This is a genomic window from Prosthecobacter fusiformis (genome assembly GCF_004364345.1).
Classification (GTDB): domain Bacteria; phylum Verrucomicrobiota; class Verrucomicrobiia; order Verrucomicrobiales; family Verrucomicrobiaceae; genus Prosthecobacter; species Prosthecobacter fusiformis.
Window position 1 is genome coordinate 1,471,677 of record NZ_SOCA01000001.1, and the last position, 21,739, is coordinate 1,493,415.

Here is a 21,739-nt window from a genome sequence, read left to right on the forward strand (position 1 = left end):
CGGATTCTCCCACTGAAGCAGGGCGCTTACTCAGATCAGGCTGAGGCTCAGGCTAGGGTCCGTGCCTGCCTGGAACTCCTCCAGGTTAAAAACAAAGTCGCCATCCGGATCATCCCATGCATCCTGCGGGTCAGAGGAGCTCAGGTTATGCAGTGCCTCCCAATCATTGGGCATGCCATCACCATCCCAGTCGATCACGCAGGGAGGGGTGCCAGCAATGAACTCCTCACCATTGCTGATGCCATCGTTGTCTGCATCCTGCTCTGCGCTTGCAGCCACGTTCCCCCAGTAATGCATTTCCCAGACATCAGGCAGGTAGTCCCCGTCGGCAGACCTCAAATCTGCCGCTGTTTCAGTGGAGAGATAACGGCCCAGCAGGGTGGTGGTGGAAGTGGGCCACAGCGGATGATCATCCCCAAGGCCAGTGGTATTGAACCAATGCAACTCCCACCAGTCCGGCACACTATCACCATCTGTATTGATCCACTCTTCAGCTCCCAATGACGGGGTGCTGGTGGAGCGGACCTGACCATGGAGATCCCAACCCACACTCCCTGGACTCCCCGAGACATAACAATGAGAGGAGGCCGAAGTGAGGTAACCTTTGGCCGAGAGCTCGGGATCCTGATCCAGGCTGCCGCCCATGCCCTGAATGAGACTGGAACTGATGGTAACACCGCCTCCAGCAACGGGAGTGGCACTGACATATTGGTCATCCCAGATGATGCAGTTCTTCATCAACAGAGTACCGGAAAGATTGGCCACCGCAGCCACGGGGGTATATGGGGAACTACCTTTATAACTGGTAGAATTGAGGAAGGTACAATGCTCCACATGGACCTCACCGCCCTGATTGGTGAGCGCTCCACCGTAGCTGGATGAAGGGGTACCTGCGCCATTAAGCTGGCTGAGGTTCACAAAGATGCAGTTGCTAACACGGAACCTAGGGGAGGTACCGGAAGCCGGTGTAAAACGAATGCCACTCGAAGCGCCCGTAAAAGCTACGCCATGGATCGCGGTTTCTCCATTGAGTGTCCAACGAACAGTTGTAATGGGGGTTTCGGCATGTGAAGTCCGGGTAGTGACACGCTCACCGACAAAGGCGATTTTTCTGGCGATGCCAGTCTGACTCAATGCGGTACCGCTGTGCGAGCCTGCGCGTAGCAAAACGGTGCTCCTGTAAGTCGTGCTGGATGGCAACGCAACCATAGCACTGGCCAGGGTTTTGAAACGTTTTTCCGCAGGGATGTCCGCCGACAAAGCAGGATCCACAATGGCATCCCAAACTGGTATGCTCACAGCATTGGTAGGCGACGTGTTACGAGCAATTTCCCAGGCATTGGGCACCCCATCACCATCCAGATCCAACATGGCATCATTTCCATCCAGAGGATTGAGCCCGTTGGTGACTTCTGATGAATCAGAAATCCCGTCACCATCGGTGTCTGAGGACCACGGGTTGGTCTGGTTAATGGCCTCCTGGAGATTGGTCAGGCCGTCGCTGTCTGAATCTGCAAGTGCATTGGAGGCGTTTGTGGCGGCTAGGCCGTGGAGGATTTCCCAGGCATCGGACATGCCGTCTCCGTCGGTATCGGCCAGGAGGGGGGAGGTGCCGTAGAGGAATTCATCGGCGAGGGTCACCCCATCGTTATCGCCGCTGTCGTCAGCGGGGAGGAGGGCTTGGAGCTGGGCCAAGGTGGCGTTGAGGGGCAGATACTGCAGTTCCCACCAGTCCGGCAAGCCGTCGGCATCCAGGTCGCGGGTTTCATCATCGGGACCCAGGCAGGCAAAGAGGATGGAGTAGAGCGGTGAGTAAAGGGAGCAATCCACATACATGGGACCTGTGCTGGCTGTGGTGGAGGTGCAGACCACGACACCGTCTTTGAGAAAATCCACCTGGGTGCCGACCCGCCGGATGCGGAAGATGGTGCTGGCGGTGAAAGGGCCGACATCCATATCGGTACCGGTTTCCGGACGCTGGACTTTGGCTCCCGTGGGGTAAAACAGGAAGGCATATTCCATGTCAGTATAGGAGCGGCTGTTGTTGGCATAAGTGAGACCCACGCCCGAAACTCCGGCAGTTACGGGTGGCACGGAGAACGTGAGGCTGCCGTCACCGGGGAGGCTTTCCACACTGATGGCATCTGCATTGTAACCAGCTGCTCCTGAGGTTTTTTGCAGTCCGCCCTGGGAGTCCACGACGGGAGATGTGTTAATACGGCTAGTCCACGTCACAGCGGCAGCGGGCCAGCTCAGGGCATTGAGCGGATCTGTCCCCAGGCCGTATTCTTGCAGGTGGGTAAAGCCATCGCCCGGGTCTGGCACGGGAGGGTTTTCCCCGACGGCAAAGTGGGTCATGAAATCATCTTCATCATCACCTGGCAGAAACCTGTCCCGAAGATCTTCAAAGGTAGGGGCCGGGTGCGGCTGCATGCGTGTGATGTGATAGAGCTCCCAGTCATCCGGCATCTGGTCTTCATCCAGGTCCCCGGTGTAAAGCCGGGCCTCGGTGATTTGGCTGTTGACCGTATAAAAGGAGCAGTCCACCAGGAGCGGTGTGGAGGCAGGTATCACCGAGGTGTGATAGACGACGCCATCTTTCAAGTATTCTATCGTGCCGCCTACGCGGCGGATGGCAAAGCGGGTGTTTTCGTCGTATGCACCCATATTTTTCTTCAGACTGGTTTCTGGATTGGTGCCTTCATGCACACCGGCCACATTGCTGGTAGTAACCTGGATGCGATATTCCAGATCGGTATTGGCGCGGCCGGTATTCGCATGGGTCAAACCCACGGCCAGATAGCTGCCGCTGCTGGCGCTGAAGGCGAGTTTTCCAGTTTGATAAATGGTCTTGGAGCCCACGGCATCCGTATTCCAGGCCGTGCCGCCAGGGCTTTTGATCAGACCGCCCTCCGACCCTGATATATGCTGGGTATAGGTAGAAGGTGTCCAGACCACGGTGGCGTTATAGCTGAGCTGCTCCAGCGGGTGGGTATCGTCCAGGTATTCTTCCAGATTGGGCAGACCATCCCCATCAGGATCCGCAGTCGGCAGGAAGCCCTCCAGTGCAGCCAAGGTGGCACCGGCAGGCAGGTGGCGCCGCTCCCATGCATCCGGCAGGCCATCGTTATCCAGATCCCCGTCATCAATTTTGCACATGGAAATCCGGCTGGATAAGGCCTTCAGCGAGCAATCCACTTTCAGCCGGGCACTGCTGGGCGTGGTGGAAGTATAGATAACGACGCCGTCCTTGATGAACTGGACCCGACCGGCGATACGACGCAGGCCAAAAACGGTGTTTGGAGTATATTCTCCCAGGTCGAAACTTGCATCCTCTGGACATTTACCGATGGCCGTGTTCGTCGTCGCAACCTGAATGCCGTATTCCAGATCGGTATTGGCGCGGCTGTCATTCGCTTCTGTCAATCCCACGATGAGGTCGGAACCAGCGGGGACTTGAAAAACCATCTTGCCGTCTTGGATAAATTCCTGACTGCTCACCGCATCTGCATTCCAGCCTAAGACACCGGTTTTCTCCAAGCCACCAATGGAATTTAAAAGATTCTGAGTAGCGCTATGGGCGGACCAGCTAACGGCTTCAAAAAAGTCCAGCGGATCGTTGGGATTACTGTCGTCTGAAAATTCCTGCAAATTGCTGACGCCATCTCCGTCGGCGTCATTTCCAGGCAGAAAGGCCACGAGGTCATTCCAACCGTGGTCAGGCGGCAAATGTGCCTTTTCCCAGGTATCTGGCAATGTGTCTGCATCCTGGTCACCGTCGATGCTGATGCGGGCGGAGAGCAGGGGATTGTTTAAATTGTAAAAGCAGCAGTCCACCATCATGATCCCCGCGCTAGGCTTGGCGGAAACATGCATCAGCACGTTGTCTTTATAAAAGGACACGACGCCACCCACTCGCCGGATCATGAATTCTGTGTTCGAAGTGAAGGCCCCCAGGTTCAACCCTCCTGTGGAACCGTGATATATTTGTGCCTGTTGGGTGCTAGCTCTGAGCATGATTGAATGCTCCAGATCTGTGTAACTGCGGTTACTGTTCAGTGGGCTCAGGCCGATGGCCATGTAACTGCCTAACTGCGTTTTAAACTTTACATAGCCATCCCGAACAAGAACCTGGTGTCCTGAACTGACCGCATCCCCGCTCCAGCTTTCATTGCCGCCCGCCGTCTTTTTTAAACCGCCTTCGGTACCATGTAGGACCACATTAGGTCCGAGCGTCCATTGGATGAATTCAGATTCTGGACCCGGTGTCTGGGCAGACACCCAGGGTGCGAAGAGAAAAGGGGTAAGCAGGAGAAGGTACAGAGTACGGATGTGTGTCATAAATGGCCACAATTGAAATTGCATGGCGGGCATCACACACGGCTGCTTAACCCTGATCCGGCTTAAAACACAAGGACATGAGAGTCAATCTGAATGCACTAGATTGTCCTACTATTTACTGACTTTCTCATTAAGATCCTTTGATCTCATAGAGCGGGGAAACTCTTGGAGGACAGGAATCATTGGACTTGAAAATGGGTATGGGGAAAATGGATGAATATTTCCCCATCATGTCTTTCCTCGATATTAAACTATTGATTTCCAATGATTTATGATGGGGAGGCATCTCCCCATTTCTTCCCCAGATGGGGATGGTGGGGGGAGGCTGGGTTGGCTTATCCAAAGATGACGGCAGCCGAGTGGCTCATCCAAAATCCGTGAAGGAAACCCTGTATTCAAGGAAGATGTGTCCCCACTTAAGACAAGTGGATCAAACTGTGGGTTTAAGATCGCCTACGCACCCCAGCTATTTCTTCCAGAAGAGAAGCTTAAAGCCACGTTTGGGCTCAGGATTGGATGGAGGCGGGATCTCGTCGGCTTTTTTGGCTTTAGCGACGATGACAGGCCGGGGGGTGGGGGCGGGGCCTTCGATGATGACGGTCATGCCTTTGGTGATCAATTTGGCAAGGCGGACGACGTCCCAGTTGGCAGTACGCATGCAGCCGTGGCTGGCGCTGCGACCGATGGTCTGGCCTTGATTCGTGCCGTGAATGCCGATGCCGGGTTTGTTGAGGCCGATCCACATGACGCCGACGGGGTTATTCGGACCCATGGGGAGGTTGTAATAGCTGCCGCTGCGTACGCCGTATTCGAGCACGCTTTTATCCCAGCGGAAGGTGGGCATCTGGGCGATGCCGAGGATACGCCAAGTGCCGGGCGGGGTGGCGAGGTGGCCGCTGCCAGGGGTGATGGGGAGGCTGGCGAGGAGCTTTTCCCCTTCATAGACGCCGAGGAGCTTTTCGCGGGTGTCGATCTTGATGATGCGGGGGAGGTATTCGGGGATCTCCGGCAGGCTGGCAATCTGGGTGAGTTCTTCGATGAGGAAGGGCTGGACGTTGGGGACCTTGACGACATCACCGGGCTTGAGGGTGCCCATTTTCATGGGGTGATTGAGAAATTCGATGAGCTCCGGGGAGCAATGGAAACGCTCGCTGAGAAATTCGATCAGGGAGTCATAAGGGAGGTATTTCTTTTTACTCTGAGCGGAAGGCTGGGTGGGGAGGTGGCCGACGTATTGCAGGTCTTCGGGCCGGATGGTGTAAGTGATGATGCTTTCCCCCACGCTGGAGAGATCTAGGGTATGGTCGCCGATCTCGGTTACGGGTAGACCCAGGGTAGTCTGGTAGCGCTTGAGAGCCTTGGTGGTGAATTCACCCGGGCGGCCATCCACTTTGCCGGGGCCGAAGAGATGGGTATCGAGGAAAATTTGCAGGCGCAATATATCCTCCACAGGCTCCGGTGCGGGAGGCAGGGGATCCGGGATAACGGCCGATGCGGAGACGCACGCGAGGGCAAGCACAGATACAAGCCGGGTCACGGATATGAAAAGGGGGTGTTTCATGGCGAATGGATTCACCGACGAGGGAACTGGAGGAGTGCCAGAGGCCTGTTAGCTCCTCATAAATCAGGGCCTTCCAAGGTTTGGTCAAGGACGGGGGACGAAGAATATGCGAATGAATGCCTACCGGATGAAAATCCGATGCTGGATGATGCTGAACATTCCAGGCACCAGCATATCAGTGAGCACGCGCACAAGGGCCCTTACGAGTGGTGTTCTCAAAATTATTTGCATATACTCGCAGTATATCCATCGACACGGCCATTTAAATGCTATGTTATTCTTAGTAAAGAACATGTAATTCAACTTTACCAATAATCATGTCACGCCTCATTCTTGGACATACGACGAATCATTCTATTAAAATTTGGGTGCGCGGGTCTGCCCGATGGCCTTACGCATTTCTAGATGTATTGGACTCTGCGGATCAAAAGACTGCTCCTACCCATGTGGCTCTAACCTTAGAAGAAGAATTTTTTACCCATGTAGTGGAATGGAAGGGACTAAGCGCCAACAACGCCTACCGGGTAAAGGTCGCTTATGGCAAGGACAAGAAAAGCACGGAGGACGAGCGGGTGCGGGATGCCTACACGGAGGGAAATTTCCGAACTTTTCCAGAAGCGGATAACGGCGCTGCGTTTACCTTCATGTTGGGCTCTTGCAATTTACATTCCCTGGGATTTATAGAAAAACCTGACCGCGCGTGGATGCAAGTTTCGTCACTGGCCAAGCATAACGAAGCGCGATTCATGATTCATGCTGGGGACCAGATCTACGCGGACATTCCCCTGAAACCCCAGGCAAGCCTGGAGCACTACCGGGACAAGTACCTGGATGCCTGGGATGACTGCACCCCGGCTCGAAAGGCACTGACAGAACTGCCTCACTACATGATCTTGGATGATCATGAGATCATCAACAACTTTGATAATGATCTGACAGCGGGAAATGTGGATTATCAGGGGCTGGCGAGGGTGGCGATGAAAGTTTACTGGGAATTTCAACATTCGCACAATCCGCATGCCACCGCTGCAGGCTTTCATTATCACTACGACTTTAGTTATGGGCAAACGCAGTTCTTTGTAATGGATACGCGTTACTATCGCGCTTCAGGCAGCGGGCAGATGATTGATCCCGTGCAGGAAAAGGCACTGCTGAAGTGGCTGTCGGCGCACAAGGACGCTCTTAAATTCATCGTCACCAGTGTGCCGTTCGTGACAGAGGTGAAAACACCGGAGGCTGACAAATGGTGTGACCCGGCATACGATGGGCAGCGGGGTAGAATTTTGTCCCATATCCTTTCCCATGGAATATCCAAGGTCGTCTTCCTGACGGGCGACATGCATTCGGCATTGATGGCTACTTTAGATTTTACAGATGCAGCGGGCAGCACGGCCCGGATCTATGAACTGATGTCCAGCCCCATCAACCAGATCACGCCGGACCTGCCGATGGAGAAACAGTTTATCCCGAGTCTGACACGGAAACTGAAAAACGGCTTCATGATCCACAGTCAGATTGATAAAAGCTCTTTCTTTGGCAAGAATTCAAACCTGATGGCCATTGAAGTGCCCGGAGACGGTACAGTTCAGTATCGGATCTACCGGACGACCAAGAGTTCCAACATCCCGGTGAAAACAGGATCTTTCACTCCGTGAGAGGCGACTTGATGAGGTTTTCGTGCTGGCTTTTAGACGGATAGACCTATGGGCAAGACCATGAACCACTATCTCCTGGGGTCGGGGCGGCGTTCATCTCATCCATGAACTGTTTTCATCCATGTCCTGGCCTGGAGGCTGCATCGCCAGTTGCCAGGTGTGGGGGGTGCGCTACTCTTCATGCCCTTTCCCATCATGCCTGAACTGGAAAATCCCTTTCAAGAAACTCTCCTCCAGCGTCATCGCGCGGAGCCATGCACTGTGGTCATCTTTGGCGCCACGGGAGATCTGACTAATCGCAAGCTCATCCCGGCTCTCTATAATGTGGCCGCGGAGGGGGATCTGCCGCCGCAGTTTAAAGTGGTGGGTTTTGCGCGCCGTGACAAATCGGACGATGTCTTCCGCCAGGAGTTGGAAGAGGGTAACCGCAAGAACAGCCGCCAGGGTCACAGTGATGAGCTGTGGGCCAGCTTTTCCCAGAGCATCCACTATCACCGCAGCGAGTTTGAGGACCTGGAGGGGTACAAAGCCCTGGCTGAGTTGTTGAACAAATTTGACGAAGAGCGCGGAGCACCAGCTAACCGGCTATTTTACCTGGCTTCTGCGCCGGAGGCTTTCAAGCCCATCCTGGAGATGCTGCGGGAAGCGGGGCTGAGCCAGGGGGTGAACGGCAAATGGGCCCGTGTGGTCTGTGAGAAGCCGTTTGGCAAGGATCTGGCCACTGCACGTGGTCTGAATGAGACGGTCGCGGGCACCTTTGAAGAAAAGGACACTTACCGCATCGACCATTATCTGGGCAAGGAGACGGCGCAGAACATCATGGTGCTGCGGTTTGCCAATGCGCTGTTTGAGCCGAACTGGAACAGTCGATACATTGACCATGTGCAGATCACCTGCGCAGAAAACCTGGGCATGGAAGGCGGACGTGGGGGTTACTATGACACGGCGGGTGCGCTGCGTGACATGGTGCAGAACCATCTTTTCCAATTGCTGTCCCTGGTGGCCATGGAACCGCCGACGGACCTGAGCGCGGACAGTGTGCGTGATGAGAAAGTGAAAGTGATTCGTGCGCTGCGCCCTCTCGTGGGTCCGGAGGCCGTGGGTGCAAACGTGATCCGTGCACAATATACCGCAGGCAGTGTGGATGGTGTGTCCCGGGTGGGCTACCGGCAAGAAGACCGGGTAAACCCGGAATCCAAGACGGAGGCCTACGTGGCACTGCGCCTTTTTGTGGATACGTGGCGCTGGCAGGGCGTGCCCTTCTACATCCGCGTGGGCAAGCAACTGCCGAAGAAGGCAACGGAGATCAGTGTACATTTCAAAAAGCCGCCGCAGGTTCCTTTCGCCACGGCACGCCTGCCGGGGAGCAGTGAAAACACGCTGGTGATCCGCATCCAGCCGGATGAGGGCATCGCCCTGCGCATCCTGTGCAAACAGCCTGGCCAGGCCCTGTCCATGCAGCAGGTGAAGATGGATTTCCGCTACAGCGGCAGCTTCGGCAAAGCCAGCCCGGAGGCCTATGAGCGCCTGCTGCTGGATGCGATGGCGGGCGATGCGACCCTCTTTGCCCGCCGTGACGAGGTGGAAAGCGCATGGAAGTTCATTGATGAACTTGAACACGCTTGGCATAAATCACCCAATCCGCCGCCGATGTGCGAATACCCTGCGGGCTCGTGGGGCCCGAAAGAAGCGGATGATCTTCTGCGCCAGGATGGGCGGGAGTGGCGGCTGCTGTGACCATATCCACCCTCATGATCTAAAAGCTTTTGTTTTATCTGATGAAGCCATGAAAGCGACTCTTCTGGGCAACATCGTCGAGGTCCAAGTTTCATACACGACAGCGTCCCCATGCGCCGGGATCCAAAGTGGATTCGGCACGAACTGAAACGCTTTCTTTAATTCTCATGCCCCTTACTGAAGATACCCTTTCCTGCCTCGGCGCTGAAGTGCCGCTGCCCAAGATCGACCGTGCGCTGAAGGAGCTGTGGTCGAGCGATGAGGCGAAGACGCGCGCTTCTTTGATCAACTTCGCGATCTATAGCGAGGACCCGGACAGCATTGTTAAAAATAGCGAGCAGATGTCCCGCATCACGGATGACAATGCCTGCCGTGCATTGCTGATCACCTGCCTGCCGGAGGTAAAGCCGCAGCGGGCTCGGGCCTGGATCAATGCGCTGTGCCGTCCATACCAAGGGAAACAGGTGGTGTGCAGCGAGCAAATCTCCTTTGTGCTGGAAGGTGGGGACGCGGCTCAGGTGCAGAATGTGGTATTTGCCCATCTGGACTCGGACTTGCCGCTGATCGTGTGGTGGCAAGGGGACCTGACGAAGAACTTTGAGGAGCGCTTTTATAGCCGCATCGACACCCTCATCATCGACAGCGGGCGCTGGACGGACCCCGTTTCTGAATTTGCAGGACTGGTGGCGGCGAAGGAAGTGGCGGACTTCGATGTCCGTGACCTGAGCTGGACACGCAGCCATTTTCTGCGCACGGCGCTGGCCAATAGTTTCCAGGATGCGAAAGCACGGGAGCATCTGCCATTGGTGGAAAACATTGAGATCACCCATGCTCCAGGGCAGCGTTGTGCTGCGCTGCTGCTAGCGGGATGGATTTGCCAGCGACTGGGTGCCAGTCTGGATGAAAAAAAGGAGGGCCTGGTCTTTTCCAAGGCGGATGGCAGCACACTAACCATTAGCCTGACCGAAAAAAGCCAGGGGTGCGCATTGCAGTCCCTGCGGCTGACCGCGCCCTGCCTGGAGGTATCCATCACCCGGGAAGGGGCCTCCGCCTTTGTCCATACCCATGCTTCTTGTGAAGGGCACAGCCACGAGGAAATCCTGCCCGCCGATGTGGTGGGGGATGCCGAATTGATCTCCGAGCAATTGAGCCGGGCTGGCGGAAGCACTCATTATTCGCATGTATTGCCGCTGATCCAGCCTATGCTGGCCAGATTGTCCTAGTCACAAAGCGGGCTGGTTTTGCCCTTGCCACAACCGCCCGTGATGGTTAAGCGTCCCCTGCACATCGCCATGTCTGTTTTATCGCGTCCTCTCACCTGCCTCGCGGCGCTGCTTTGCCTGGCAGCTCCGGCCTATTCACAGTCCTCCAGCAACGGCATCGCTGCCATTGTGAACGGAAACGTCGTCACCAAATCTGAAGTGCGGGATGCCGTCAATGCCCAGGAGCAAATGCTGCGCATGCAGTATCAAAGCGATCCCGCCGCTCTACAGCGTGAAGTCGCCAACCTGCGCGCCACTGCCATGGACAGCCTCATCGACCGGGAACTGGTGCTGGCAGAATTCAAACGCCTCGGTGCCTCCATCAAGAGCCAGTGGGTGGATGATGACATCAACGGCATCATCCGGGAAAGCTTCAAAGGCAACCGTGAGGCCTTCGTCAAAGAACTGGCCTCCTCCGGCATGACACTGAAAAAATTCCGCGAGATGCGCGAAAAAATGATGATCGTACAGGCGATGCGCGGCAAGCAGGCGGCCGAACAGCCGCCGGCCACACCCAAGGAAGTCGAGGACTACTACAAGAAGAATGTGGCTAAATGGCGGAGTGGCGACATGATCAAGATCAGCACGATCACCATTGCCAAGTTCAGCGGTGAGGCGACGGCCACTCCTGCCGGTCAGAAAAAAATAGCCCAGGAGATCCGTTCCAAACTTCTCAAGGGTGCTGACTTTGCCACCACGGCCAAGACTTATTCCCAAGACAGCCATGCCGAAGACGGAGGAGCCTGGGACTGGATGGCACGCGAGCAGATGAAACCTTCCATCGCCAACGTCGCCTTCAACCTGAAGACAGGCGGTTTGAGCGAAGTGATCGACGACGAGGCCGCTTACATCATCATTGCCTGTGACGCCATCAAGTATGGCAACTCCAAGCCAATGAATGAAGTTCGCGACGAAATCGAGCGCGCCGTCTCTGCTGAAAAATCCAAGGCCATCATCGACAAATGGATGGAAGGCCTGCGGAAGAAGGCGGTGATCAAGAAGTTCGGCTGGTAAAAACAAACCGGCTTCCCGTTCACTTCTTTATTCCAAGCTGGGCCTTGGCCTCGTCCACCGTGATGCCCATCGTAGGCAGATCATAGCCCAGCTTATCACCGTTGGCAGTAAACCCTCCGCCGTCCACATCCACATAGATGGGGTTGTTATAGGCGCAGGGGCGCATGGTGCCGTAATTGCTGGTGCCATATCCTGTCTTCAAGTCCATGGCGTCATGCATGGCCACGACGATGAGGTGGGAGTCCTCTTTTAAAGGGACTGTGACGACTTGGTCGAATTTCACCACCCCATCCTGAAACATTTGCGGGTGAGTCTCACGAGTGAAGTTGAGCGTTGGTTCAGGACGGCTGTTGACCAGGATTTGCACACGGTTGATGTCCTGCCAATCGGTGCATTGCACCCGGACTTTGAGTTTCACGCCATCGGTTGCGGAGACATCACTGCCAGCGATTTTTCCATCGGCTGTGCTCACCTCCAGGAACGGGCCTGTGGTCAGAATGATGTTACCCGCCTTGGCTTTCGGAGCCAGCTCCGCCCAGTCAATTTTAGCGGGATCATCCGTACTGCTGGGCAGGTAGATGCGCCAACAGCCAACTCCATTACCATACACGGTATGAGCATCCGCCACCCCCACGGCCACCAGTCGATGTCCTTGGTTGAGAAGCTGCCGCCACATGAATTCACGCACTAGGCTCACCTTTGTGGCCAATGACTTGGGCGTGCGGGAAAACTTGAAGGGAGCATCCATCAAGATGTCTGTGCTGCCGCCGTTCTGGGATTCCATCCCATCTATCATCGACCCGACACCGATGAAGCCGCCATCCCCAATGTCATCCCCATCCCGGTCCACAAACATGTTTGACAAGTTCGGGTGGTTGAACTGCACCCAGCGGTCCTCCCTTTCTCCCTGCCATCGGCGAAGGGTGAGAGCGGTGACGCGAGGATCGTCATTCCAGACCGGAGCGCCACCATCTTGGACATAGGATTCTGGCTCAAAGGGAAAGGCATTGATGTGCTGGCGGCTGCCTGTCATTTCCACCCCTTTGACGGTCTTGATGAAAGGGCTGAGGCCCAGCGCCTGAATGGTGGGCTCCCAGTCGAAAAAGCGGTTATGCTCTGTGGTCGGGGCGAATTCGAGATGCTCAGCAGCGATGTTAATCACGCGGCCATCGGTGTCACAAACGTTGTCACCGCTGGGTGTGCTGTGATTGTGGAAGTCTGCACTGATCCAGCCTGTGGTATCCACCAAGCGTTTCAGCGTGCCTTTAAAGACAAATTCCTTGTGAGGCTCCACCGTCACGTCCTTGGCCAAATGTCCGTATTCAGGACCACGGACCACCACCACGCGATATTTACCCGCAGGCAGTCCCACGGTGAACTGGCCTTTCTCACTGTGATACTGGTCCACACAGCCATGCGCGCGCTCTTTAGGCCCTAGGTCCAGCTTTGGAGTGTCCTTATCCAAGGGCTCGAAGTGGGCCTTACAGGGAATGGAAAGACCTGATTCGTCCGTGATGTCAAAACGGATGCGGGAGGCCAGCCCCAGACCGAGTGCTGGCTGGACCTTTTCTCCAGCCTTCACATTCACCATCGCCTCGACATCCTGCCGCCCTAGCTCGGAAGCCCGGAAGGAATAACTGCCTGCTGGCAGTTTGCAGATGAACCGGCCTTCCTCATCGGGATAAGCTAGCACATCCGATTTACCCAGCTTGATGGCGACTGATCCTGTAGCCAGCGGTAGGTCGCCCTTTCCCGGTTCTTCACCTGAGACATTGGTTTCGACAATGCCCACCGGGATGCCTTTGGCCTCCAGCGCCTCGCCCAAGGCCTGGGCTGGCGAGGTGCCAACGGCAAAGAAGCGGACTTTGACCACCTCTTCGCCTGGACCCATTTCCAGGTCTTCGCTATTTTTGCCGGCACTTTTGCCATTATTCTTCAGAGTAGCCAGGGCATAGCCGCACTTGTGGGCGGGGTTCACCGCATCGGTCCAAAAGATGCCTTCCACGGTATCCCCCGTGGAGTTAAACCGGGTCAGATCGGACTTGGCCGCCACCTTTTGAGTCTTGTCGGTTTCATTGCGCCAGGTCGTGGTGATGAAGATGCCCTGCTTGCCATCCTTGATGCGGTATTCGTTCTTTTTGTAAATGCCCCCGTTCATCGCGGCGGTGGTCACAGCTTCAACGGCGGCCTCCCCAGGCACCTTTTTGCCGATGATTCGCACATAAGAGACCGGGCCATGTCCGCCGGGGCAATAGGCGACGAGTTGGTCATTGTTCGCACCGCGCAGGGTCAGGTCATAAAGCGAGCCTGGGGAGATGCCATCGGCTCCGTAGAAGGTGCTCATGTTTGCACGGCGGTTGGGAGCATTGCAGGAAATGACTGCTTCCACTTTATCATTGCGCAGCACAAAGTCCCCCCGGATGCCATCGGCCTCCTTACCACCAGGCAATTCCTTTTCACGTCCAAGGCTGGCTTCGAAGGCCTCCGCAGCCCAGAGCGAAGGTGTGAGCGTCAGTAAAAGGAGAGCGAGTTTGTTCATGGCGAGAAACAGTGGTTGGTACCAACCCTCTACGGGTAACTATCCCAGCCTTTTCCAGATCGTGAGTTGAACCCAGCACAAAAGCTGATGGCTTGACGAAAATTTTGTCAGGGAAGAAAACTTGGCGCATTCTACACCCAGCATGGATTGCCGCCGCTCCCGCACAAATGACCCGGATCAATGGATCGCCACCTGCCCGGAGGGGTCCAAGGCCGTCTGTGAAGAGCTGCGAGATTTGATCTTCCGATGGGAGCCGGATCTGAAGGAGTCGGTTAATTCTAACATGCTTTGCTTCAGCCAGAAAAAGCGTGTCTGCGGGATCAGCGGATTCAAAAACCACGCACAACTCACCTTTTACCGGGGCAGTGAACTGCCGGATCCAGCGCGCCTTTTCAACCATGGCCAAGAGAATGCCTCCATCCACAGCATCGACCTGCCCGATGGATTGGAAGGCCTGAATTTGCGTGCACTCCGCAGCCTGCTGCATGCGGCGGTAAAGGTGGATACAGAGCCCACGCAGCCCAAACCCCCAGCCGCACCCCGCGAGGAATGGCCCATGCCGGAGGTGCTGGCCGCGGCACTGAAAAAGAACAAAGCAGCAGCCGCATTTTATGAACAGCTGAAGCCTACTTATCAGCGCGAATATAAAGTCTGGGTGGGCATGGCCAAGCAGCCGGATACTATCGCCCGCCGCCTGGAAGAAACAGTACGCGCATTGGCCGCCGGGAAGAAATGGGCTCAGCGGAAAGAAGGCTGATGCCCAGGCCGGGCGGGGTTTCCAAAAGCTTTGTACTGGCGTGACCCATACCCGGCGTATGATGGGGCATGCGGACCGCCTCCTTCCCTTTTTTCATCTGCGCATTCAGCCTTTCGTCTTTGTTTGCCGCTGACTGGCCCCAGTTCCTGGGCCCACAGCGCAATGGCATCGCAGATGCGTCCGAGCCTGCTTTGAAAGAGACGTTCAAGGCGGAGCCGGACCAGCTTTGGGAAAAGTCGGTCGGGGCCGGCTTTGCAGGGCCGGTGGTCACCGGCGGCAAGGTCATCCTATTCCACCGGGAAGGCAGTGACATGACCACCGAGGCAGTGGAGGCAAAGACGGGGAAGGTCCTGTGGCGCAGCACCTATGTGACCGATTACGTGGACAGTTTCGGGTTCGACAACGGACCCCGCTCGGTCCCAGCTGTGGCAAATGGCCGTGTCTTTACCCATGGACCCGAAGGACGCGTGACAGCTCTGGACCTCAAGACTGGAAAGGAAATTTGGGCCTATGATACAGCCTCGGCTGTGAATTCCCAGCCGGGGTTCTTTGGCCGTGCACCGTCTCCTTTGGTCGTGGGGGACAAGGTGATCATTGTGGCAGGCGGCAGCCTGGATGACAAACCGGCGGGTATGATCGCCCTGGACACGGCGACGGGTAAACTGGTGTGGAATAGCACGGGTGATGAAGCTGGGTATGCATCGCCGGTGGTCGTGGATGATACGGTGCTGTCCTGGATGCGTAACCGCCTGTGGTCGGTCAATCCAGAGACAGGCTTTGTGCTGGATTCCATCCCTCTACGCGCTGACATGGAGGCCTCTGTGAATGCGGCCACGCCTGTTCCCTGTGGGGAAGGACGCTGGTTTGTCACCGCAGGTTATGGGGTGGGGGCGAATCTTTTGAAGATCACCCCGCTGAAGCAGCCTGCCTTTGAAACCGTGTGGCAAAAGCAAAAGGTCATGGACTGTCATTACAGCACTCCGGTTTATAAAGACGGGCATCTCTATGGTTTCGACGGCCGCCAGGAAACAGGCCAGAAGCTGCGCTGCATCGAAGTGGCCACAGGCAAGGTATGCTGGGACTCACCGGGGGTTCCGGGTGGCACGCTGCTTTTGGCAGGAGACAAGTTGCTCGTGGTGACCGAGCAGGGGGAACTGTGGATCGTGAAGGCGGCACCGGATAAGTTTGACCAGCTGGCGACGATGCAGATCCTGCGCTCCAGCCATCGCAGCCATGCAGCCTTTGCCAATGGCATCCTGTATGCGCGAGATACGGAAAAGGTGGTGGCCATCCGGCTGTCTGGGGAGTGATGGCGTGCAACAGCATTTGCCCGGATCTTATCCCCGCTCACAGTGGCTCCATGTCCCTCAGCCGCTTTTATCTCCCTGCTCCCGAATGGCACCCGGATACGCTGACACTGGGCGGCGATGAAGCCGCGCATTGCTCGCGTGTGCTACGGCGTCAGGCAGGGGATAGGGTGGAGGTCTTCGATGGAGAAGGCCGCGTGGCCCAGGCAGAAATCACGGCGGTGAGCAAAAGCAGCGTGAGTCTGCGCATCACCGAGCAAAAGATTCACGCGGCCCTTCCGCATCGCATTCACTTACTACCGACGATGATCAAGGCAGAGCCCTTTGAATGGTTGTTGGAAAAGGCAGTGGAGCTGGGGGCGGTAAGCATCCGGCCCATCATCACTGAGCGAACGGTGGTGCATCTCACAGGCGAGCATCTGGAAAAAAAGATGATCAAATGGCAGCGGCATATGATCGAATCCGCCAAGCAGTGCCACACGCCTTTTGTCACCCGATTGGAAAAGCCGCGTCCCTTTGGGCAGGTGATCGCGGATCTGCCTGCGGAATCCCTGAAATTACTGCCCGCGCTCAGCGAGCACAGCCGGACTTTGCACGGCATCACCACCGGGCACCGCGAGGCATTCATCGCTATCGGCCCTGAAGGAGATTTTACCCCGGCTGAGGAAAGCCTGGCCCAACAAAAGGGCTTCATCCCCGTGACCCTGGGGCCTTTGATCTTGAGGGCTGAAACGGCGGTCATTGCGTCCCTGGCAGTGCTCGGACATGATTTTGGGAAAACTTAAAAACCTGCTGCCAAAAAGGCAAAAGGGAGGTTTGTTGCGCCACTTCAAACCTCATGGCATCTCCCGCACTCGACTGGCTTTACAGCACGCAACTTTACGGCATCAAACTCGGTCTCGATAATGTCCATAAGCTGCTGGAGGCCATGTCGCTACCCCAGGAAGGAATGAAGTTCATCCATGTGGCCGGGACCAATGGCAAGGGCAGCACCTGTGCCTTCATGCATGCGATTTTGAAGGAGTCCGGCATCCAAGCGGGTTTGTTTACCTCCCCTCATCTGGTCCGCTTCAATGAACGCATCCGCGATACGGAACGGGAGATCAGTGATGAGGAACTGGAGGCGGGATTGGAAAAAATCCGCACCCTGGTGGCTGATTGGGATCCGCATCCGACGTTTTTTGAAATCGCCCTGGCCGTGGCCCTGGACTGGTTTCGCCTGCGCGGACTCGGCTGGGTGGTGCTGGAAACGGGGCTGGGCGGGCGCCTGGATGCGACGAATGCAATTATCCCTGAAGTCAGCGTACTGACCCGTATCGGTATGGATCACCGTGAGCAATTAGGAGATACACTGGCGAAAATCGCTGGCGAAAAGGCGGGAATTATCAAACGCGGAGTGCCCGTGGTATCCTCCGCCCAGGACGAAGCCGCCCTGCGGGTGATCGAACGCACGGCCAAGTCTTTGAAAGCACCTTTTACCCTGGTGGATGGGCCGCTGACAAATGTGAAGCTGGGCCTGATGGGACCGCACCAGGCGTGGAATGCAGCGGTGGCATTGGAGGCACTGCGTGAAGCAGGCATCCGCGTACCGGCCGTGGTGCTGGAAGCTGCCCTGCAAAACGTGCATTGGGCAGGCCGCTTTCACTCCCTGGAAAAGGGGCAAGTCGTGGTGGATGGAGCCCACAACGGGGATGCAGCGCTGGCGCTGGCCTGGACGTGGAAAACCGAATACCCAGGGCAGAAAGCCACGATCATTTTTGGTGGGTCCTCAGGCAAGGATTTAGTGGATGTGATGTGGCCCCTGGCAGAAATCGCCGAGCGCTGGGTTCTCACCCCTTTTCAATCTCCTCGATCTGTGCCCGTCAGCGATCTATCCGAAGCATTGGCGGAAGCTATGACGGATACAGATGGCGACGTGGAATCCATGGAGGCCAGAAGTCTGGATGATGCCTATGAAGTGGCGCGGCAATTCCCAGAACGCATACTGATCACAGGTTCGCTGTTTCTGGTGGGCGAGTTTCTAAGCAATGTCAGCGCCACCGGGACCTATCAACCCAGCGCTCAATAAAGGAGGATTAAAAAAACGCCTCTTAGCAGCCAAGCGTTACCTTGCTGCTAAGAGGCAGAATTATTCTCTCAATCGCTACCCAGCTTAACCGGGTCGGCGAAGGGCGGATTCACGCTCCCAAATGCGGCCTTTTTTAGCCGTCGTGATGTATTTGGAAAGAGCGGTTTCTGAAGGCAACGGCAGGATGCCATCGGTGGGTGTCACGCCCGCCTGATCCAGCAGAGGCTGCGCTTCTGGGGTGTGGCCGATGACTTTAAGATGTGCAAAGGCATCGCTGACCCAGTTCACCGCCGCAGACTGAGTGGCGAGGTCGTTTGCACCCTCTTTAGAGGCGAGAATGACCACGGCATCGAAGAAAATAGAAGGCCCGCCGGAGATGGGGAAATCGGCCTCGAAAAGAGTGCCTTCACTGTCCACCGCGCCACCGATTTTGGGTGCGATGACAGCCACAGCCGCTTTTTCTTTTTTGGCACGTTGCTGCAATGACATGAGCAACGTGGAATCAAAGCCATCCGTCACCAAGACACCAATCTTGCGGCCCTGAAGGGTGACTGGCGCTTTGTGAATGATGCTGAGGCTAGGGGACGGCTCAAGATCACGCGGGGCGACTGCGGGTTCAATACTTTCCGACTCATCGGGCATGCCTAATGCATCAGTCACTCCGGCATGGAGATCGGCATCGATGTTGGCTAAATGACCCAGCATGCGCAAGCGGATGGGCTTGTTTTCCACCTTGGCCAACTCAAAGGCGAAAGCGCTCACAATGTGGGTTTGCTCGGTCGGAGTCATGGAACGGAAGAAAAGACGTGCCTGGGAATAGTGATCCGCAAAGGTTTCGGAACGCTTGCGGATTTTGGTCCCATCCATTACTTCGGGTACGGAGACAAAACCGCGTGTGGGATTTTCACGAGGCGCACCGCCATCGAAGCTATTGGGCTCATAATTAACGCGTCCCTTAGGCACTTCCATCTGGCGGAGACCGTCACGCTGGAAATTACGCATGGGGCAACGTGGGGCGTTGACAGGGATCTGATGGAAGTTAGGTCCACCCAGACGCGAAAGCTGGGTGTCCTGGTAGGAAAAGAGTCTTCCCTGCAAAAGCGGGTCATTGGAAAACTCAATGCCAGGGACGATGTTGGAGGGCAGGAAGGCGACCTGCTCTGTCTCGGCAAAAAAGTTATCCACGTTTCGGTTGAGCACCAGTTTCCCTACCATACGCAATGGGATGATTTCTTCCGGAATGAGCTTGGTGGCATCCAGGACGTCAAAGTCCAAGCCTGCGGCAGTTTCTTCATCGAAGACCTGCAAACCAAGTTCCCACTCAGGAAAGTCGCCGTTTTGGATGGCGTCCCAAAGGTCACGGCGATGGAAGTCTGGATCAGCCCCATTGATTTTCACAGCTTCATCCCAAAGAACGGAGGCAGTGCCTAGCTTTGGACGCCAGTGGAATTTGACGAAATGGGAGACGCCTTCTGCATTAACAAGGCGGAAGGTGTGGACACCGAAGCCTTCAATCATGCGCAGGGAACGTGGGATGGCCCGGTCTGACATGGTCCACATGAGCATATGCATGGTCTCGGGGCTCAGGGAAACGAAGTCCCAAAAGTTGTCATGCGCAGAAGCAGCCTGAGGAAACCCCCGGTCCGGCTCCATCTTCACAGAATGGACGAGGTCTGGAAACTTCATGGCATCCTGAATGAAAAAGACAGGGATGTTATTACCGACCAGGTCGTAATTGCCCTCGCTGGTGTAAAACTTCACGGCAAAGCCGCGCACGTCACGTGGCAGATCCCCGGAACCTGCACCGCCGGCCACGGTGGAGAAGCGAACGAAGACCTCTGTCTTCACCTTCGGATTTTGCAAAAAAGCAGCTTTGGTAATGTCGCTCAGGGATTCATACACCTGGAAATAACCATGCGCTCCTGAACCGCGTGCATGCACGATGCGCTCAGGGATACGTTCATGGTCAAAGTGGGTGATCTTTTCCCGCAGAACAAAGTCCTCCAGCAAGGCGGGACCGCGCAGACCAGCCTTGAGCGAGTTTTGATTGTCAGAGATGGGGACGCCGTGATTAGTCGTGAGCGTCTGCTTAAGGTCATCTGTGGTCTGATGGGTCTCTGCGGGAATCTGTCCAGTGAACGGACATTTCGGCGCAGGGGCAGGAGTGGTATTGGATGGGGCGGACATGGTTGTTCTTTTGATGGATAAAAGGTCCGTATACACGCCGCGCCCTATTCTCAGGGACGGTGGCTTCCGGCCGAACACCCACACATCGTCCCCTGACACTTCTTTGGATGTCTGAAGGGATTTTTAAAGTCCGCCAAGGACATCTCGCCGTGGTGGGATCGCCCATACATCGGCCTAAAAATGAAAGCGCCCTGGACAAGAGCCAGGGCGCTTTGAGTCCCACGTTGTGCCGTCCGGTCTGAGGACCTCGTATCCCAAGGGCGACGAGGTGGGAATCCATGAACAAGGGCGCTGTCTTCCAGTAAAGGCATGACAAGACATCCCAGGTCACGCGACTCCCGGAGTCATAAAAACGGGCCGGGTCACTAACAGCCCGATGACGAACACTGCAGGAAAGTGAAGGAAGAGATGAACAGTCTCTCTTCCAGGGAAAAGGTATTTCAAAGAGCGGCGAAAGCCCGCAGGCTTCCGTGTTAAAACAAACTTAGCATAGACAGGGCCAGGTCTGCATTCAAGACAGATATGAGATGGATCACGCGCCAAAAAGGTGGCTGGCGAAAGTTTCCAGCCCGCTGCATTTTGCTTGATGTTTGAATCTCGTGAATCGCCCCTTGCTCCACGGCATGTGTTTGCCTGGCGGATGTTCTGGTTCTTCCTCATGGCGCAGATGCTGGCGGGCACAGCGCTGGCTATTGGCATCCTGGGCTACCGCTACATTGCGGAGATGAGCTGGGTGGACAGCCTGCTGAATGCTTCCATGATCCTGGGAGGCATGGGACCCATGGGTGAACTGAAGAGTGATGCCGCCAAGATCTTTGCCAGTGCGTATGCTCTTTTCAGCGGGCTGGTGTTCATTTCTGTGATGGGCATCGTACTAGCCCCGGCGGCGCATCGCGCGTTGCATCTTTTCCACCTCGACGAAGACGATACCAAAAAACCGTGAGTGCTCCTGAACGTGTGGTGATCCTCGGTGCCAGTGACAAACCTGACCGCTATGCCTACAAGGCCATGAAGGCGCTGCTACAGCATGGGCATGAGGTGGTGCTGGTGCATCCGCGGCTCAAGGAGATCGAAGGCCATCCCGTCTTGGCCGATATCGGCGATGTAACCGGCCCGGTGGACACGGTGACGATGTATGTAGGACCTGCCATCTCCGCAAACTTGGCCGATAAACTCACCGCACTGAAACCCGCACGGGTCATCTTTAATCCCGGCTCTGAGAACCCCGACCTCCAAGACAAGCTGGAGTCCTCAGGCATCCGCCCGGAGGAAGCCTGCACACTCGTCATGCTGGCCACGGGCCAGTATTAA

14 protein-coding genes are annotated in these 21,739 nt (G+C 56.0%); 10 read left to right on the top strand and 4 right to left on the bottom strand.

Features of this window, described 5'->3' with window-relative positions; genetic code table 11:
- Positions 1-30: 30 nt before the first annotated feature.
- Complete coding sequence (locus EI77_RS05785) at positions 31-4,341, bottom strand: thrombospondin type 3 repeat-containing protein (protein ID WP_133793786.1); 4,311 nt, start codon at positions 4,339-4,341, stop codon at positions 31-33.
- Between the two features lie 466 nt (positions 4,342-4,807).
- Complete coding sequence (locus tag EI77_RS05790) at positions 4,808-5,902, bottom strand: L,D-transpeptidase family protein (protein WP_133793787.1); 1,095 nt, start codon at positions 5,900-5,902, stop codon at positions 4,808-4,810.
- Positions 5,903-6,348: 446 nt separating this feature from the next.
- On the opposite strand from EI77_RS05790, the gene EI77_RS05795 reads away from it, so the two are divergent.
- From EI77_RS05795 to EI77_RS05810, 4 genes are all read left to right on the top strand, one after another.
- Positions 6,349-7,557, top strand: coding sequence for an alkaline phosphatase D family protein (locus tag EI77_RS05795; RefSeq protein WP_208300274.1), 1,209 nt, complete (start codon positions 6,349-6,351; stop codon positions 7,555-7,557).
- 180 nt (positions 7,558-7,737) lie between these two features.
- Positions 7,738-9,294 (top strand): glucose-6-phosphate dehydrogenase, encoded by a 1,557-nt coding sequence (gene zwf, locus EI77_RS05800; RefSeq protein ID WP_208300275.1) that lies wholly within the window; start codon positions 7,738-7,740, stop codon positions 9,292-9,294.
- A 167-nt stretch (positions 9,295-9,461) separates the two neighbouring features.
- Positions 9,462-10,517: a glucose-6-phosphate dehydrogenase assembly protein OpcA gene (locus tag EI77_RS05805; RefSeq protein WP_133793789.1), complete on the top strand. Its 1,056-nt coding sequence runs from the start codon at positions 9,462-9,464 to the stop codon at positions 10,515-10,517.
- A gap of 42 nt (positions 10,518-10,559) precedes the next feature.
- The gene (locus tag EI77_RS05810) at positions 10,560-11,570 is read left to right on the top strand and encodes a peptidylprolyl isomerase (RefSeq protein ID WP_133793790.1); all 1,011 of its coding nucleotides are present in this window, start codon (positions 10,560-10,562) and stop codon (positions 11,568-11,570) included.
- Between the two features lie 19 nt (positions 11,571-11,589).
- Here EI77_RS05810 and EI77_RS05815 read toward each other — a convergent pair whose 3' ends face one another.
- The gene (locus EI77_RS05815) at positions 11,590-14,109 is read right to left on the bottom strand and encodes a CehA/McbA family metallohydrolase (protein ID WP_133793791.1); all 2,520 of its coding nucleotides are present in this window, start codon (positions 14,107-14,109) and stop codon (positions 11,590-11,592) included.
- A gap of 142 nt (positions 14,110-14,251) precedes the next feature.
- Here EI77_RS05815 and EI77_RS05820 point away from each other — a divergent pair, with 142 nt between their 5' ends.
- The 4 genes from EI77_RS05820 (at position 14,252) to EI77_RS05835 (ending at position 18,241) form a co-directional block, all read left to right on the top strand.
- A complete protein-coding gene (locus EI77_RS05820) occupies positions 14,252-14,866 on the top strand; it encodes a YdeI/OmpD-associated family protein (protein ID WP_133793792.1) in 615 nt (204 codons plus the stop codon).
- Between the two features lie 68 nt (positions 14,867-14,934).
- Entirely contained in the window at positions 14,935-16,176 is a 1,242-nt protein-coding gene (locus EI77_RS05825; RefSeq protein ID WP_133793793.1) for a PQQ-binding-like beta-propeller repeat protein, read from the top strand.
- A 50-nt stretch (positions 16,177-16,226) separates the two neighbouring features.
- Positions 16,227-16,958: an RsmE family RNA methyltransferase gene (locus EI77_RS05830; RefSeq protein WP_166647063.1), complete on the top strand. Its 732-nt coding sequence runs from the start codon at positions 16,227-16,229 to the stop codon at positions 16,956-16,958.
- Between the two features lie 53 nt (positions 16,959-17,011).
- Positions 17,012-18,241, top strand: coding sequence for a bifunctional folylpolyglutamate synthase/dihydrofolate synthase (locus EI77_RS05835; protein WP_133793795.1), 1,230 nt, complete (start codon positions 17,012-17,014; stop codon positions 18,239-18,241).
- Between the two features lie 84 nt (positions 18,242-18,325).
- On the opposite strand, the gene EI77_RS05840 is transcribed toward EI77_RS05835, so the two are convergent.
- On the bottom strand, positions 18,326-20,428 hold the full coding sequence (locus tag EI77_RS05840; RefSeq protein WP_133793796.1) for a catalase: 2,103 nt from the start codon (positions 20,426-20,428) through the stop codon (positions 18,326-18,328).
- A 586-nt stretch (positions 20,429-21,014) separates the two neighbouring features.
- On the opposite strand from EI77_RS05840, the gene EI77_RS05845 reads away from it, so the two are divergent.
- Together EI77_RS05845 and EI77_RS05850 are read left to right on the top strand one after the other, a co-directional pair.
- Positions 21,015-21,371, top strand: coding sequence for a hypothetical protein (locus EI77_RS05845; protein ID WP_133793797.1), 357 nt, complete (start codon positions 21,015-21,017; stop codon positions 21,369-21,371).
- Positions 21,368-21,739: a CoA-binding protein gene (locus EI77_RS05850; protein ID WP_133793798.1), complete on the top strand. Its 372-nt coding sequence runs from the start codon at positions 21,368-21,370 to the stop codon at positions 21,737-21,739. Before EI77_RS05845 ends, EI77_RS05850 begins: the two co-directional genes overlap by 4 nt.

Excerpts from the sequence above, each read along its gene's own strand:
- EI77_RS05845 (WP_133793797.1), top strand. The coding sequence starts at position 21,015 with ATGTTTGAATCTCGTGAATCGCCCCTTGCTCCACGGCATGTGTTTGCC.
- EI77_RS05835 (WP_133793795.1), top strand. The coding sequence starts at position 17,012 with ATGGCATCTCCCGCACTCGACTGGCTTTACAGCACGCAACTTTACGGC.
- zwf (WP_208300275.1), top strand. The coding sequence starts at position 7,738 with ATGCCCTTTCCCATCATGCCTGAACTGGAAAATCCCTTTCAAGAAACT.
- EI77_RS05805 (WP_133793789.1), top strand. The coding sequence starts at position 9,462 with ATGCCCCTTACTGAAGATACCCTTTCCTGCCTCGGCGCTGAAGTGCCG.
- EI77_RS05840 (WP_133793796.1), bottom strand. The coding sequence starts at position 20,428 with ATGTCCGCCCCATCCAATACCACTCCTGCCCCTGCGCCGAAATGTCCG.
- EI77_RS05820 (WP_133793792.1), top strand. The coding sequence starts at position 14,252 with ATGGATTGCCGCCGCTCCCGCACAAATGACCCGGATCAATGGATCGCC.
- EI77_RS05790 (WP_133793787.1), bottom strand. The coding sequence starts at position 5,902 with ATGAAACACCCCCTTTTCATATCCGTGACCCGGCTTGTATCTGTGCTT.
- EI77_RS05810 (WP_133793790.1), top strand. The coding sequence starts at position 10,560 with ATGGTTAAGCGTCCCCTGCACATCGCCATGTCTGTTTTATCGCGTCCT.
- EI77_RS05825 (WP_133793793.1), top strand. The coding sequence starts at position 14,935 with ATGCGGACCGCCTCCTTCCCTTTTTTCATCTGCGCATTCAGCCTTTCG.
- EI77_RS05815 (WP_133793791.1), bottom strand. The coding sequence starts at position 14,109 with ATGAACAAACTCGCTCTCCTTTTACTGACGCTCACACCTTCGCTCTGG.
- EI77_RS05785 (WP_133793786.1), bottom strand. The coding sequence starts at position 4,341 with ATGACACACATCCGTACTCTGTACCTTCTCCTGCTTACCCCTTTTCTC.
- EI77_RS05830 (WP_166647063.1), top strand. The coding sequence starts at position 16,227 with ATGTCCCTCAGCCGCTTTTATCTCCCTGCTCCCGAATGGCACCCGGAT.